Genomic DNA, 14,831 nt, shown 5'->3' with positions numbered 1-14,831 from the left:
CGTCATCCCCTTTAGCCATTATTTTTATACAAGCTTTGTAAATCATATAAGTTTGGAATTAATCTCATATTGTCATTTAAGATAAGAGATGTAAAGTCATATTTGCCTATTAATCTACCACCGATAATGATTTCCGGGTTATAGCAAACATGACTATGTAATTGTTCTAAGTATTGTTTTAGTACTTCTATTTGCGTAACATTTGAAAATGATAAGCCTATTAAATCTGGCTTCCATTTATTAACATATATGATGAGATGTTCTATTGGGAGCGGCGATTGCAAAAACCTTACGTCCCAGTTCCATTCGTTAAAAAGGATAGATACCATTTTTAAGCCTAAATAATGGTGTTCTTTAACAATGGAAGGAAATAACGCTTTTCGTAGATCATTATTTTTTTCAAATTTAAATTGTTGTTCCGTCTGTGTGATGACGAAATCACACACTGCAGTAGCTAAGTGCTCATCAGCAACTGTTATTTCATTCTTTTCCCACAATTCTCCGACCGTGTACATTGCAGGAGTAATTAATTCATTATAAATGTTAAACCTCGATTTACATTCTTGCCACGCATGTAATATTTTTAATGCTTCCCATTGATCACCTTCCAAAAGAACTTTTGCAAATTCAGAAGAGGATTTTATCGTCAAATGAATACCCCTTTCCATTTTGAATCATGCATCATGACTACCTCGTTTTATGCTAATGAGCCTTCCATAATCTACTATTCATTTTTTGTTCACTTGGATACATTAGCTTGTTCGTGTATATTAATCTAAGAAGGAGGAAGGTTTATGCTAGTCTTTTTATATTCCATCATCATCGTAGCATTTTTAGATACATTTATCCAACTTCCAATCATCTCACCTTTTGCTAAAGAATTGGGAGCATCAAGTTTTTTATCTGGCATGATTATCGCTATATATTCTTTCTCTAATATGATTGGCAACGCAATAAGTGGTCACTGGATTGATCGATATGGACGGAAAAAAATATTATTAATCGGTATGATTGCTGTTACCTTCATATTATTTCTATATCCGTTCGTAACCTCTGGCAATCAACTTTTACTAGTCAGGTTTATTCATGGGCTTGCAGGAGGAGCATTAATCCCAGCAGCCTTTGCTTATTTAGGGGACTTAGCTCCATCGAAAAATAGGGGTAAGGCAATGGCCTTTTCAGGAGGATGTATTGGTACCGCTGCAATTGTTGGTCCAGCACTGGGGGGGATTATTTCAAGTCGGCTTTCTGTGTCGGCTGTATTCATTTTTGTAGGTGTTATTTTTCTAATTACAGTAATAGTAGTGAGTCTATGGTTAAAGGAGTCTTTTCATAAAGATCCAAGGCAGCATAAGAAAGTAGAACTAGCTGACTTCATTGTTTTAATAAAGAACTCTTTTATGATACAAGCAATGATAGGGGCTTTTGCTTTAATGTGTAGTATGGGGATTCTCACATATGCTCTTCCGTTAAAGGTTCAATCACTTTCCTTAAGTTCAACAGTCACAGGTATATTACTCAGTACATTTGGCATTGTAGCATTAATAATATTTTTGACACCAATTAACCGTTCATTTGATATTTTCAAGCCGCAATCATTTATCCGTACAGGCTTACTGCTTATAAGTTTTGCCCTCATTAGCTTAAGCTTTCTAGATAGTATTATTTTTATTTCTATTACTATGGTCATATACGGTATTGGCTTTGCATTTGTATTCCCATCTATGAATCGTATCGTTGTCGATATTTCAAGCAACCATGATCGTGGGAAAGCTTTCGGTCTTTTTTATGGTGCATTCTCACTTGGAGTCGTTTTCGGCTCTATTTTCGCAGGAACGATGGCTGAAGCCTTTGGGAAACCGTTTCTAGTAAGTGGAATTTTTATGCTCTTTATTGTTGCAGTATTCTCCATTCATGTTAAGCATTGTGCAATGAATCCAGAAATGAATTGAGTTGACGATATACATGTAGGCGAATTTCCCGATGCTCATTTAGCAGTTGATGTCTAGCACGATGAAATAACGCTACTTGAAAGTCTTTACACTTCGTTTGATAAAAACGAATATTTTTCCTCCAATCAACCGTAGTATCTTTTGTTCCTTGTAATATATATACTGGACGATCGACTAGTGGGCAATCTGTAAATTGCATTTGCCATTCACTTAAAGCTTCAATCCATTGTGCCTTTAAAACTTTGACTTGCAATGGATCATGCTTAACAAATTGGCGATACATGACATCGTTTGAATTTCTCTTAAAGCCACGTTTTTTCTGAGGAAAGAGTTTACCTGAAAAAAATAACAACCTCTTTAGTAAACTCCATTGAAACGGAAGATATAACGGTGCAACTAAAAGTAATCCTTCCGTTTCAATTTTTTCTTCTGCCAGTGCGTGAAATAATATAGCTGCACCAGTACTGTGACCTAATGCGTACACTCGATCATCAGCAAGATACCTTTTAATCATTTTGTAGCCAACCTCAACTGCATCCACATAATGTTCGAAACTTGTAATCATTCCCTTCTCACCATTAGAAAATCCGTGACCTGGTAAGTCTAAAACGACAACTTGATAATTGTTCTGTAATAATGTATTCACTGTTTTACTCAAACCACCACTATGATCTAAATATCCGTGAACTAAATATACTACCCCTTTAGCTTGCTGCCTTAAAAAAAACTGTATAAATAGTTTTTTCTCATTTACTTTTTCAAACCCACAACGGTACTCATCTATTAATTCAATCTGAAAATGATAAAAAGACAAATATTGTTGTAATGCATGATTTAATACATGTGGATTTTTTTCCCTTAAGTTAAAATCTGTATGTTTTATTTTTTGCACCCATATATAATCGTCATTCTCATTCATAGATCGCTACCTCCAATTATGGTGCATATATACATATTAAGTATCCCAAATTTACATAGCCTTTGGGATACTTATTTGATTATTATTATTTTGACAAATGTACAATCGTGTCAGCAAGTAATTTACCGTAAGCAGGTAAATCGGGTGGTCTACGACTCGAAATAATGTGCCCATCTGCAACCACTTCTTTATCATGCCAAATTGCACCAGCATTTTGCATATCATCTTTTATCCCGGGAGTACTTGTAACGTTTTTTCCCTTTAAAATATTTGCAGAAATGAGAACCCAACCAGCATGACAGATTTGACCTATCACCCGTTTTTGTTCATCCATATATTTCACCATTTTTAACACTTCTTCATAACGCCGTAGTTTATCTGGCGCCCATCCCCCAGGAATAAGTATGGCATCATATTCTTCGATATTTATATCCTCAAAACGATAATGTGCTTGTACAGGAACACCGTACTTACCTATATATTTTTTAGCTTCTTTTCCTGCAATGTGGCAAACTGCCCCTTCTTCCTGCATACGATAATGGGGATATAACAGTTCTAAATCCTCAAATTCATCATCAACTACTGTTAATACCTTCTTGTCAACTAATCTCATTTTACTCATCCTTTCCCCCATATATATTTTATAAACGCTATCTATAACGTTAGCATAATACCCTTCTCATAAAAATGAATAAGGCTTATTTTAAAAAAATAGTAAAAATAGCATGTCTTCTATTTGTGAATATTGTTCCCTTTTTCCATGTTTCCAATCTTATAATTGATTCATGTTCTAATCGATATCGGTGATACATACTATGGTCAAAGGTAGATGTATTAACACACTACTAAATTTAATTCTTTGTATGTAAGAAAGAATGGGAGGTTCAGATTTATGTCTAGGTTCCGGTTGAGAGATCATAAAGGTACTATTTTATTTTCATCCGTTGTAGCTGGAGCTGCTTTAGCGCCTATTATTACTAGTATGCCAAACGAGAGTAATGTCGAACATGATGAAAAACTAGTGGCCTTTCCACAACCTCTCTCCTCTTCTGCACAAATTGATGTCCAATCGCCATATGCACAATCATTACCAGTGTTTCAACATTCTAATACATTAAATAACAATTTATTTGACCAATCAAAAAATCAAAACTTTTTAACAACTTCCTCTCTAGCTGAGAGGACGAGTGCAGTGAAAGCAAAAAATGTCCCTACTGAAAAATCACTACGGCTCATTATCAACCAGTTAGCCAATGAAGAATTTGAAATTAAGACGGACACGAACAAAAATGTTTGGCCAGTTGATACCGTTTTATCAATAGGAGATCATGGTCCAAAAGTAAAAATTATTCAAGAGCACCTGAGTGAAATTGGCTACTACGTTCAAGAGATAGATGGATTATATGGGGAAAAGACGGAGAAAGCGGTTGAGCGATATCAAAAAGAGCATGGTTTAAACATAACAGGAAAAGTTGATCATGAAACGATTATTTACTTAGTTGGAATAAAACAGATTGTCACTAGAGATATTTCTGATGAAGAAACTGGAGAAGATTTAAATACGATATATTATCCAAACCAAGATGATAATGAGAACAAAGTGTATACAAAAGCAACTACACATGGCATGAAAGATGATGATGACATTACTCCTAGCTATTTTCAATATGGAGATGAGCATGAAGATATTAAAGAACTACAGGAATTATTAAATAAAGCAGGATATTATAACGGGACTATTGATGGCATTTACGGTAGCAATACACAACAAGCTGTTAGAATGCTTCAAAGAGACAATGACTTAATGGTTGATGGGTTAGCTGGCGATCAAGTTTTCGACTTTCTTAAGTCAAGCGACTTAAAGAAAATTGCAGATAATCTAGAAAAGAGTCAGGTAGAATCGACAAAAAACGAAAACAACAGTAAAGAAACTATTGAAAAATCAAGTAATTCTATGGAGAATATTATTGCCCGTGGAGAGCAGCTTATTGGAACTCCGTATCTCTGGGGTGGGACTTCCCCATCAGGATTTGATTGCAGCGGTTTTTTGCTTTATGTATTTAAACAAGAAGGGCTGTCCCTTCCTAGAAGTATTGTCGATATATGGAATGCCTCTTCTTCCGTTTCAGAGCCTTCAAGAGGAGACTTAGTTTTCTTTGAAACGTATAAAAAGGGGCCATCACACGCAGGGATTTACTTAGGAAATGGTGCATTTCTTCATACAGGTACTTCAACGGGAGTCACAATCTCTCATTTAGATGAATCGTATTGGAAGAATAGATACTTAGGTGCAAAGCGTTTTTAATGAGAAAAACATAAAACGATGGAATGAAGCTTTATCTCTTAAAGTAATTTTGATAGCTCTTTAGGGCGGACTGAAAAAGTACAGAGCAACTTTTTCGTTACCCACAAATTCAAGGCAATGGCTTCGTTCGTTGCGCGACTACTATGAGAAACCCACTCATAGTAGTCTTTTGAAAGATTGCAACGACTACGCTTCATTGCTTAAGGCACTGAAGAAGTGAAAGAACGCCACTTTTTCAGTGCCCTTAAAAATCGACCTTTTCAGTTCCTCCTAATGCTTTTTATCTTTTTCCTTCCCATTCTTGAAAAAATTGTTCTAAAAACGTATTCATATATTCATGGCGTTCATCTGCTAATTTTTTTCCACTGCTTGTATTCATCAATTTCTTCAATTTTAATAGCTTTTCATAAAAATGGTTAATCGCAGTACCTTCCTTCTTTCGATACTCCTCTTTAGTCATACTCTCCCTTGGCTTCATTTCAGGGTCATGCATCTTCCCTTTTGTTGCCCCCGCATACATAAAACACCTTGCCACACCAATAGCACCGATTGCATCTAAACGATCTGCATCTTGTACTATCTTCCCTTCAAGTGATGTAGGAGCTTTATTGTTGCCCCCTTTATATGACACCGTTGATATACAATTCATTATTTCTCGTATTAATTCTTCTTCTATATGTAAATCCAATAGCCACTCTTTCACTCTGTTTATTCCTGCTTCCTCGTTTTCATTAAATTTTTCATCTGCAACATCATGTAATAATGCAGCCATTTCACATACAAAAGCATTACCGCCCTCCATTTCAGCTAATTGAACTGCAACATTTCTCACCCTCTCAGTATGAAACCAATCATGACCTGTAGAATCATCACGAAATACTTCCTTCACCATTTTTTCTGTTCTACTTATTGATTCATTCATGATAAAACCCTCCAATATATGTATTAATATACATCCCGTTCAATATTTAAAATGAAGTTGAATCAGCTGTGTTATACTACAATAACCTCTGTATCACATTGATTAGACAAATAAAAAGCTAATTACACTAAGGTTTTTTTATAATTTTGTAAAAGTGTATTAATGTCAAAATGTTAACATTCTGTGAAAGTGTGAGAAAATTCACCCCATTCATTGTTTAGATAATTTATAATGCCTAATAAGGAGTTAAGACATCTTATTGAGGGGGATATACATGTCTATTTTACCAAAAAAGAACGAACTAGGTTTCTTTGAAATTCGCCTTGAGTCTATTGGTGGATTAGGTGCAAACTTAGCTGGAAAAATGTTAGCTGAAGCTGGAGTATTAGGATTAGGACTAAATGGCTCCAACTTCTCTTCATATGGTTCTGAAAAAAAAGGTTCACCTGTAAAATCTTTCGTCCGTTATTGTGATCCTGAGACGGAAATTAGAGATCATTCACCAATCGAACAGCCACATGTTATCGGTGTTTTCCATGAAGCATTGTACAAAATGGTCGATGTAGTAAGTGGATTAGATGCTGATGGTATCGTATTAGTTAATACTAAGCGTGATTTCGATTCTGTAAAAGAAGATTTAAAGCTCGACTATGGAACATTAGCGACGGTAGACGCGCTAACAATCGCGAACGAAGAAAAAACAAAAGTAAATACAGCAATGCTCGGTGCCCTTTATCGAGTATTGGAATTTTTAGACCCTGAAGAAATGAAAAATGTCATTCGTCGTACGTTCGAGAAAAAATATCCACATTTAGTTGAACCTAATATTCGTACGTTCGAGCGTGGCTACAATGAAGTAACCTTTAAAAAATATGAAGTTCCTGAAGGAGCCAAGAGTAAAGAGTTTACGAGAGTTCAACCTAGATTAGGTTATGAAACGCAAGTGATTGGCGGAATTATCACCTCACAAGCTAACAGTATTGAGAAGGATTTAAGTGGTTCACGTATTGGATTTTTGCCTGCATACGATTCAAATACTTGTATTCACTGTGCAGCATGCGACACGGTTTGCCCTGACTATTGCTTCGTTTGGGAAGAAGGCGAAGACAAACGAGGCAGAAAGCAAATGTTCTTAAAAGGAATTGATTATCAATATTGTAAAGGGTGCTTAAAATGTGTAGATGCATGCCCTACTGAAGCATTACAAGATATGATCGAAGAGCTTGGATATGCGGAAGAAAATCGTGTGAAACATAGCTTTCCACTCGTAACGGGAGGGACTCAATAATGGCAATGACAGAAAACGATATTAATAAGAAAAATACCGGTGCTGGTGAACAAATAACAACATTTGAATCTGGCAATGAAATGGCGGCTACTGCAGCTGCACAAATTAATTATCATGTAATGGGTTATTTTCCTATTACCCCTTCTACTGAAGTAGCACAATATTTAGATATTATGAAAACGAAAGGCCTACATGATATTGAGTTAATCGCAGCAGATGGTGAACACGGATCGGCTGGTATTTGTTTTGGAGCTGCTACGACAGGTGCTCGTGTCTTTAACGCAACGAGTGCAAACGGATTACTATATATGTTAGAGCAACTTCCTGCCCAATCTGGACTCCGTTTTCCTATGGTGATGAACCTCGTTACACGTGCTGTAAGTGGCCCATTAGATATACGTGGTGACCACTCTGACTTGTATTATGCATTAAATACAGGATGGGTTATTTTAACAGCTCGCACCCCTCAAGCCGTTTATGACATGAACATTATGGCTTTGAAAATTGCTGAGCATTCTGATGTTCGTCTTCCAGTTATTGTTGCTTATGATGGATTTTATACTTCTCATCAAAAGCGTAAAGTAGACTACTTTAAAGATAACAAAGTAGTTCAAGAGTTTGTCGGGGAAACACCTAAAGGTTATCCTATTTCTATTGATAAACAACATCCAGTAACGATAGGTGCTCATATGAACGGTGATGACCTATTAAATAACAGCTACCAACAATCTGAAGCACTTTATCGCGCGTATGATGTATATAAAGAAGTAGCGGCAGAATACGAGGAGTTATCTGGTCGTAACTATGACATTTTAGATCTTTACGGCATGGAAGATGCAGAAGTTGCCCTCTTCCTACTAAACTCGGCAGCTGAATCATCTAAGGATGTTGTAGATCGCCTTCGTGCAAAAGGTATTAAAGCTGGCGTAATTAGCCCAAATATCATTCGTCCTTTCCCTGCTGAAGAGATTCGTAAAGCATTAAAAAATGTGAAAGCAGTCCTTGTAGGTGAGCGTGCAGATTCTTACGGTGGTAACGGTGCTAATTTAACTCACGAAGTAAAATCTGCCCTTCAAGAAGATAAAGATAATCAAACAATCGTATTAAGCAGAGTCTTCGGTTTAGGTGGGAAAGACTTTTATGCTGATGATGCAGAGAACTTTTTTCAATTAGCTATAGATGCTGCAGAACTAGGTTATGCTTTTAAACCATTTGACTATTACGGTCAAACACCTGGAGATCCTGAGAAAAAGCTTGAGCAAGTAATTGCACCGATGACTGGAGACGCGTATAAAACAGGACTCATTAAAGTGACTGAGGATGAAGAGTCTGGCAAGCTAAAAGTTCGTATCCCTCCTCTTCGTCAGTTAACACAAAAGCCAAAGCGATTTGCTTCTGGTCATGGTGCTTGTCCTGGGTGTGGTATCTTCCCTGGATTAGAGCTATTCTTTAAAGGCATTGAAGGTGATGCGGTTATCCTTTTCCATACTGGCTGTGGTTATGTAGTTACGACAGGATATCCTTATACATCGCATAAGCAATCGTTTATCCATAACTTGTTCCAAAACGGTCCTGCTACATTATCAGGGACTGTAGAAGCTTTCTTTGAAATGAAACGTCGTGGTGAAATTAATATTGATGATGATTTTACATTCGTCATGGTTACGGGTGATGGTGGTATGGACATCGGAATGGGTTCTGCTATCGGTACTGCCCTTCGCGGTCATAAGATGATTATTCTTGAATATGATAACGAAGGCTACATGAACACTGGATCTCAAATGTCTTATTCAACACCAATTGGTCATATGACAAGTACAACGATGGTTGGTAAAGAAAAACAAGGAAAAACGTTTCACCATAAAGATACTGCGCAAATTATGGCAGCTACAAACATTCCTTATGTATTTACAGGTACCGAGGCGTTCCCTCAGGACTTAGTAAAGAAAGCTGCTAAAGCACAATGGTATGCCCAAAATGTTGGACTTGTATATGGGAAAATTTTAATTACATGTCCACTAAACTGGAAATCTGAAGACCGCCATGGAGAAACAATTATGAAAGCAGCTGTTGATTCCTGCTTCTTCCCTCTCTATGAGATTGAGCAAGGGGAAACTAATATAACGTATAACCCAGAAACGAAAAAAAAGCGAGTTGATCTCTCAGAGTGGTTAAAATATATGGGTAAATCAAAGCATATGTTAAAAGAAGAAAACAAACCTCTTCTTGAAGAGTTCGAAAAAGAAGTAGAACGCCGCTGGAACATTTTAAAAGTAAAACATGAAACTCCATTTGTATAATGAACATGTAAATGATGAGCTTTGTTAAACTTCGGTGTTAATTATTAAAGAGATTGTTAAAGGATAGAGATGACTATCCTTAAAGACAATCTCTTTTTTTATGCGATTGTTATTAAAAGAGATATTATATGTTGTTATATGCAATAATCTTTACTGTATGATACTCCAGTTTATTATTGATATATATTTCCTTAAAATGAGCTTTTGAGTAGTTTGATTTTGGGATTTTTTTATAAGGTATTACAACCGTTATACACTCTTTCTTAAACGGGAAAGGGGAAATAACTACTGTAGTTTTGTTTATCCAACGGGCTCTCATTTTTTCCTTCTTTGCAGGGGGAATTCGCTGAGGAAACCCCTCTTTAAACCAGCTTATTTCTTTTTCCTTTTCCACTCCCCATTCATTCATACATAAATAGAGTGATAAATTGTCACATAGCTGAAGTAAACGAAAATGCTCATCTAATACTTTGGGCTCATGAATTTGAAGTTCATTACACAACAGCTTTTGTCTTCTAAGTTCATGATTTTTGAATTCACGCCCACTGTTGCTTAAATTTCCAGTGAAAAAGCTACTATAGTGCTTACTTATTAACAAAGCGGCATACTTGTCCTCTCCATACATTTCATCAATCCCTTTTCTATATGCTGCAATTTTCACTTCAAGCGGATAATTGATAAACGAGAGAGGCTCCTGTATTTCTTCAGAAAATAGTGGCTCTAAATCTAATGTTTTCCAACAAGCGTCATGTTGCTGAATCGCTAACTCTACCGACATTCTTTTCTCTCTTCCTAATAAATATGTATCATTCCACTCTTTAGATAGCTTTCCAGAAATAACTGCATGATCATGCTGCTGAATGAAGGTGTAATGAGATTCGGTTTCAGTAATAATCATTTTATATCCCCCCTTTTTATTTTATACTGTTAAAAAAATAACCGTCAATTGAGAATGACGGTTATTGATACACACTATATACACTATATAAAATAGTACCCGTTCTCACTATGAAAACGGGTACTTCTATTTAATGAATTTCAGCTTCACAATCTTCACATTCATGGTTATAGCAATCAGCCATTTCTTCGATGTTATCTCCACATTTTGCGCATTCTTTTGGTGGTAAGTTTCTAAAGAATTCAGTACTAGACATGATCATCGCCAATCCCCCCATCCCTCTGTAAGTTCACTTTTATTGTAATATAACAACTACCAACAAACAACGACCTATCATAAAACAATTTGAACATTATGTGAAACATTACACAATGATACATTAACAAGTTTACCACTATTAATACTTTTTTTATGTTATTAACATAAATTGTGTGATAAACAGAAAGAATGTACTTTCATTTATTATATAACAGAGTGTATGCATTGTCATCGATTTTTATGATTGTTCACAAAATTTAAACAATTCAATATAGCAAAAAAGATGGGTTTCCCCATCTCCTTCACTTATATTCGTTTTATTTTAATATTGTATCAATTTTACGTACGAGATCGCCGATTTCAGGTTTACTAATTTGTGCATCTGCTCCAACGACTTCACCTTTATGAAAAATGTCACCAGTAATAAGTGAAGAAAAGATAATGACGGGCATATTTTCTAATGTTGTGTCTTCTTTCACTCTTTTAGTCAGGTGATGTCCGTCCATTTTCGGCATTTCAATATCGGTGATTAAAATGTCTATGTTTTTCCCTTCTTCGCTCGTTAAAAATTCCCAAGCATCTTCGCCATTTTCGGTAAAGTTTAACTTTTCGAAGCCTGCTTCCTCTAGCGTATTCTTTAATAGCTCACGCAATACTGCAGAATCCTCTGCTATTAAAACATTCTTCTTAGAACGATCCTTCTTTTCAAGTCCAGCAAGCTTAGCAGAAGACATTCTTGAACCCGGAATTATGTCATAAATAATTTTCTCATAATCTAAAAGTAAAACTGTCTCTTCGTCTTTCATTTTAATAATTCCGATTGTGTCTTCTTTCAATCCTTGGCTCAATTGTGTCGGCTTTTCAATTTCTTCCCAAGAAACACGTTTAATATTGGAGACCGCATGAACGTGGAAAGCAACTTTCATTTTATTTAGTTCAGTTATGATGAGCTTATCTTGTTCTGGATCTTCTGATTTAGGATAACCTACCGCTTTTGCTAAATCGATAACAGGAATCACTTCATTTCTCAAACGAATAATCCCTTCTACATTCGGGTGTGAATGTGGCATCGTTGTCAATGCAAGAGGTTTGATAATTTCTTTCACTTTTAATACATTTATTCCGAATGTACCGTGAGCAATATGAAATAATATAATTTCCAGTTCATTTGTACCACTTTCTAGAAGTATGCCTTTTCTATCTTCCATATGTAAGTCCCCCTATATGCTTTTAAAATCTGCTATTTCGACAAAATATTGCAATGTGTATTCGTAAGAAAAGAATACCATTAACCTTCATTTCTTTCTATATATATTTAAATATTCTTCTGTTTTTGTAATAACTTCTCCATTTGTTCACATTTCAATTGCGTGATTCCTAAATGCCCTCTATAATAAACTAGTACGATTCAAAGGGAAATAGGGGGGCTTTATTATGCTAAAACGTTTTTTCACATCATCTGTACTTGCACTTTTACTTCTATTTACACCATTTGCAGTTGCTCTTGCAGATACAGCAGAAGAAAACGGTGCTGCTAGTGGTACATTAATGGACGGTCCATTTGTCATATTAGCTTTCGCAACTTTAGTCGCAATGGCATATTTTTGTATTCGTGATTAATAGTAATTACTTATTAATGATGAGCGTCAACATATATTACGTTGCTCATACATTACATGATAGAAAAACCAACCTTAAGAAGGGGTTCTTAAAGTTGGTTTTTCTGTTTTTATAAGGTAATTTATTTAAGAAAAACGTTATAACAGCTTCGTGAAAACTGTTATAACGTTTTTCTTATAAAAGATTTATTGATTTATTTCTATCATTTCTATTATTACATCTTCTAACGGACGGTTATTCACTCCTGTAGGTACCCCAGCAATTGTATCAACAATGTCCATTCCCCCAATGACGTGACCAAAAACTGTGTGACCATTGTCTAAATGTGGTGTGCCTCCTACTTCAGTATAAAAGTCCACTACTTCTTCAGGGAATACTCCCCCTTGCCCTTTTAAATAATCTAAATACTCTTCGACTTCAGAGTTATCCGCTTGGACAATAAAGAACTGACTTCTATTTGTATTTGGCTCCCCTATGTTCGCCATTGAAAGAGCCCCGCGGAAGTGTGCTAATGCCGGTGAAAATTCGTCTTCAAATGTGCCACCGAATGCGCTTTCTCCTCCAGCGCCAGTGCCTGTAGGGTCTCCGCCTTGAATCATGAAATTATCAATGACTCGGTGAAAAATAACACCGTCATAATAGCCGTCCTCACTTAAAGTGACAAAGTTTTCTACCGTTTTCGGTGCATGCTCCGGAAATAACTTGATCTGAATCTCTCCCATGTTCGTATGTATAATTGCCTCTATTTCATTATCAGCAACCGTTTCATTCATTTGTGGTAGTTCACCTAGACTATCTCCTTGTTCTAATTCCTCTTCTCGACCACACGCACTAACAATCACACTAATACATAAACACATTAAAAATACCGTCTTTTTCATACTAATCTCTCCTATTTTATATATTATTTCATGTTTTTAATACAAACTTCTCCAAGGTGAGCCATATCACCGACAAGTTTGACTCTAACCTTTATGATAAAGATAACTTATTTAAAGGAGGCTTTCTTAATGGAAACAGTTTTTACACGAGACACTAAAGTAAGAGATATCGTTATTCGTGTCCCACGCTCAGACGAACTATTTAAAACACATAAAATTGACTTTTGCTGTGGCGGTAATCGCCCCATCCACGAAGCAATTGAAGAAAAAGGACTAGATGAAGCTTCAATTTTGACATCTCTGCAAAGCCTATATGATCAAGCAGTTGATATGAAGGCACTAGATGAAGAAGATTGGACTTCTGCCCCTTATTCGATTTTAATAGATCATGTGATTCACCGACACCACCGTTATCTCGTGGAGGAGTTGCCCGACTTAAGCTTTTATGTAACAAAGATTTTTAGAGTTCACGGTGATAGTCACCCAGAATTAGCAGAGCTTCACCGTTTGTATCACAGCTTAAAAACAGAGCTTGAGCATCACATGGTGAAAGAAGAACAATTTGTTTTCCCTGCTATTCGCCAATATGATGAGAGCAATATGGAAACTGACCGGAGTGCGGCTTTAAGCAAAATTGATGAGCTTGAAGCTGAGCACGAAGAAGCTGGTAACTTGTTAAAACAAATGCGCCAAGTCACTTCTGATTTTACCTTACCAGAAGGGGCTTGTACAACATACAAAATGACCTTCCAACGGCTAGAACAACTAGAGTCAGACATGTTCCAGCACGTTCATCTAGAAAATAATATTATGTTCCCTCGTTTGGCTGGAGAAGCATAGAAAAAACTAGAATCGGTACAAACTTTATACTGCCTTGTTAAATTACACTTACCTTTATGAAGGCTAGTGTAATTTTTTTTTGCGATGGAAAAATACAAATTCCCTTGACTATTTTCTATAAATCAGTAGTATAATAAAAATAGAACGTGTGTTCTATTTTTATTATACTTGCATATATTTCATAGTGAGAAATCACAATTCCCTTTCTAGAGAACTAGTCAAAAAAGGAGTGAACATACATGGCCAAGCTCACGGAAGAAGAAGAACAGTTAAGTGAATGCTACATCTTATTTGAGTTGGCCCGAAAGGTGTTAGAAAAAGATTTAATGCGCATCGATCAATCACCGGTAAAACTCAAAGGACCATATATCCATTTGCTTGAACGAACGTTATACGTGCTCAGTAAAGAGCTTTATGATACGAAAGCAAGGATGAAAGAAATAGGTTTAAAGGTACAGTTAAACGAACACGACCAAACCTTTTCTGAGTATACATTTTTTTTCAGGGGATACGTTTTAACAGCAAAATATTTAAATGCACACTTAAAAAACCAAGTAAGTAAACTCATCATCCGTTTCTTTGTCGGACATAGTGAAAATGAAAGAGAACGTCGCGTCCAATAACTCTCCTAAATGGTGGTCAGATGGC

General features: G+C 36.0%; 15 protein-coding genes. 7 read left to right on the top strand and 8 right to left on the bottom strand.

Features of this window, described 5'->3' with window-relative positions; translation table 11 throughout:
• Nucleotides 1–11: 11 nt before the first annotated feature.
• Nucleotides 12–650 carry a cobalamin B12-binding domain-containing protein gene (locus BCELL_RS10840; RefSeq protein WP_013488780.1) on the bottom strand — a complete coding sequence of 213 codons (639 nt, stop codon included), beginning with the start codon at nt 648–650 and terminating at the stop codon, nt 12–14.
• Between the two features lie 144 nt (nt 651–794).
• On the opposite strand from BCELL_RS10840, the gene BCELL_RS10835 reads away from it, so the two are divergent.
• Complete coding sequence (locus tag BCELL_RS10835; protein ID WP_013488779.1) at nt 795–1,952, top strand: MFS transporter; 1,158 nt, start codon at nt 795–797, stop codon at nt 1,950–1,952.
• Here the strand turns inward: BCELL_RS10835 and BCELL_RS10830 are convergent.
• Together BCELL_RS10830 and BCELL_RS10825 are read right to left on the bottom strand one after the other, a co-directional pair.
• Complete coding sequence (locus tag BCELL_RS10830) at nt 1,918–2,871, bottom strand: alpha/beta fold hydrolase (RefSeq protein ID WP_013488778.1); 954 nt, start codon at nt 2,869–2,871, stop codon at nt 1,918–1,920. The two genes, BCELL_RS10835 and BCELL_RS10830, sit on opposite strands and share 35 nt — an antisense overlap.
• Nucleotides 2,872–2,956: 85 nt before the next feature.
• The gene (locus BCELL_RS10825; protein ID WP_041808878.1) at nt 2,957–3,484 is read right to left on the bottom strand and encodes a type 1 glutamine amidotransferase domain-containing protein; all 528 of its coding nucleotides are present in this window, start codon (nt 3,482–3,484) and stop codon (nt 2,957–2,959) included.
• A gap of 279 nt (nt 3,485–3,763) precedes the next feature.
• Here BCELL_RS10825 and BCELL_RS21620 point away from each other — a divergent pair, with 279 nt between their 5' ends.
• Nucleotides 3,764–5,176 (top strand): C40 family peptidase, encoded by a 1,413-nt coding sequence (locus BCELL_RS21620; RefSeq protein WP_013488776.1) that lies wholly within the window; start codon nt 3,764–3,766, stop codon nt 5,174–5,176.
• 280 nt (nt 5,177–5,456) lie between these two features.
• Here BCELL_RS21620 and BCELL_RS10815 read toward each other — a convergent pair whose 3' ends face one another.
• Entirely contained in the window at nt 5,457–6,098 is a 642-nt protein-coding gene (locus BCELL_RS10815) for an HD domain-containing protein (protein WP_013488775.1), read from the bottom strand.
• A gap of 274 nt (nt 6,099–6,372) precedes the next feature.
• Between BCELL_RS10815 and BCELL_RS10810 the strand changes: the two genes are divergently transcribed.
• Nucleotides 6,373–7,386, top strand: coding sequence for a 2-oxoacid:acceptor oxidoreductase family protein (locus tag BCELL_RS10810; protein ID WP_013488774.1), 1,014 nt, complete (start codon nt 6,373–6,375; stop codon nt 7,384–7,386).
• Nucleotides 7,386–9,686: a thiamine pyrophosphate-dependent enzyme gene (locus tag BCELL_RS10805; RefSeq protein ID WP_013488773.1), complete on the top strand. Its 2,301-nt coding sequence runs from the start codon at nt 7,386–7,388 to the stop codon at nt 9,684–9,686. Before BCELL_RS10810 ends, BCELL_RS10805 begins: the two co-directional genes overlap by 1 nt.
• A 124-nt stretch (nt 9,687–9,810) precedes the next feature.
• On the opposite strand, the gene BCELL_RS10800 is transcribed toward BCELL_RS10805, so the two are convergent.
• The 3 genes from BCELL_RS10800 to BCELL_RS10795 form a co-directional block, all read right to left on the bottom strand.
• Complete coding sequence (locus BCELL_RS10800; RefSeq protein WP_013488772.1) at nt 9,811–10,584, bottom strand: DUF3891 family protein; 774 nt, start codon at nt 10,582–10,584, stop codon at nt 9,811–9,813.
• Nucleotides 10,585–10,714: 130 nt separating this feature from the next.
• Entirely contained in the window at nt 10,715–10,846 is a 132-nt protein-coding gene (yhfH, locus tag BCELL_RS22140) for a protein YhfH (protein ID WP_013488771.1), read from the bottom strand.
• 313 nt (nt 10,847–11,159) lie between these two features.
• Nucleotides 11,160–12,050: a chemotaxis protein gene (locus BCELL_RS10795; protein WP_013488770.1), complete on the bottom strand. Its 891-nt coding sequence runs from the start codon at nt 12,048–12,050 to the stop codon at nt 11,160–11,162.
• Between the two features lie 226 nt (nt 12,051–12,276).
• Here BCELL_RS10795 and BCELL_RS10790 point away from each other — a divergent pair, with 226 nt between their 5' ends.
• Entirely contained in the window at nt 12,277–12,462 is a 186-nt protein-coding gene (locus BCELL_RS10790; RefSeq protein ID WP_013488769.1) for a hypothetical protein, read from the top strand.
• Nucleotides 12,463–12,647: 185 nt separating this feature from the next.
• Here the strand turns inward: BCELL_RS10790 and BCELL_RS10785 are convergent, their stop codons facing one another.
• Nucleotides 12,648–13,235, bottom strand: a complete 588-nt coding sequence (locus BCELL_RS10785; RefSeq protein ID WP_041808871.1) for a peptidylprolyl isomerase — start codon at nt 13,233–13,235, stop codon at nt 12,648–12,650.
• A gap of 237 nt (nt 13,236–13,472) precedes the next feature.
• Here BCELL_RS10785 and ric point away from each other — a divergent pair, with 237 nt between their 5' ends.
• On the top strand, nt 13,473–14,183 hold the full coding sequence (ric, locus tag BCELL_RS10780; protein ID WP_013488767.1) for an iron-sulfur cluster repair di-iron protein: 711 nt from the start codon (nt 13,473–13,475) through the stop codon (nt 14,181–14,183).
• 239 nt (nt 14,184–14,422) lie between these two features.
• Nucleotides 14,423–14,806 (top strand): YhjD family protein, encoded by a 384-nt coding sequence (locus tag BCELL_RS10775; protein WP_013488766.1) that lies wholly within the window; start codon nt 14,423–14,425, stop codon nt 14,804–14,806.
• Nucleotides 14,807–14,831: the final 25 nt, after the last annotated feature.

Source organism: Evansella cellulosilytica DSM 2522 (genome assembly GCF_000177235.2).
In the GTDB taxonomy this organism is placed as follows: domain Bacteria; phylum Bacillota; class Bacilli; order Bacillales; family Salisediminibacteriaceae; genus Evansella; species Evansella cellulosilytica.
The sequence above is the reverse complement of the archived record's forward strand: the minus strand, read 5'-3'. Positions and strand labels throughout refer to the sequence as shown.

Excerpts from the sequence above, each read along its gene's own strand:
- BCELL_RS10835 (WP_013488779.1), top strand. The coding sequence starts at position 795 with ATGCTAGTCTTTTTATATTCCATCATCATCGTAGCATTTTTAGATACA.
- BCELL_RS10830 (WP_013488778.1), bottom strand. The coding sequence starts at position 2,871 with ATGAATGAGAATGACGATTATATATGGGTGCAAAAAATAAAACATACA.
- BCELL_RS10825 (WP_041808878.1), bottom strand. The coding sequence starts at position 3,484 with ATGAGATTAGTTGACAAGAAGGTATTAACAGTAGTTGATGATGAATTT.
- BCELL_RS21620 (WP_013488776.1), top strand. The coding sequence starts at position 3,764 with ATGTCTAGGTTCCGGTTGAGAGATCATAAAGGTACTATTTTATTTTCA.
- BCELL_RS10815 (WP_013488775.1), bottom strand. The coding sequence starts at position 6,098 with ATGAATGAATCAATAAGTAGAACAGAAAAAATGGTGAAGGAAGTATTT.
- BCELL_RS10810 (WP_013488774.1), top strand. The coding sequence starts at position 6,373 with ATGTCTATTTTACCAAAAAAGAACGAACTAGGTTTCTTTGAAATTCGC.
- BCELL_RS10805 (WP_013488773.1), top strand. The coding sequence starts at position 7,386 with ATGGCAATGACAGAAAACGATATTAATAAGAAAAATACCGGTGCTGGT.
- BCELL_RS10800 (WP_013488772.1), bottom strand. The coding sequence starts at position 10,584 with ATGATTATTACTGAAACCGAATCTCATTACACCTTCATTCAGCAGCAT.
- yhfH (WP_013488771.1), bottom strand. The coding sequence starts at position 10,846 with ATGATCATGTCTAGTACTGAATTCTTTAGAAACTTACCACCAAAAGAA.
- BCELL_RS10795 (WP_013488770.1), bottom strand. The coding sequence starts at position 12,050 with ATGGAAGATAGAAAAGGCATACTTCTAGAAAGTGGTACAAATGAACTG.
- BCELL_RS10790 (WP_013488769.1), top strand. The coding sequence starts at position 12,277 with ATGCTAAAACGTTTTTTCACATCATCTGTACTTGCACTTTTACTTCTA.
- BCELL_RS10785 (WP_041808871.1), bottom strand. The coding sequence starts at position 13,235 with ATGAATGAAACGGTTGCTGATAATGAAATAGAGGCAATTATACATACG.
- ric (WP_013488767.1), top strand. The coding sequence starts at position 13,473 with ATGGAAACAGTTTTTACACGAGACACTAAAGTAAGAGATATCGTTATT.
- BCELL_RS10775 (WP_013488766.1), top strand. The coding sequence starts at position 14,423 with ATGGCCAAGCTCACGGAAGAAGAAGAACAGTTAAGTGAATGCTACATC.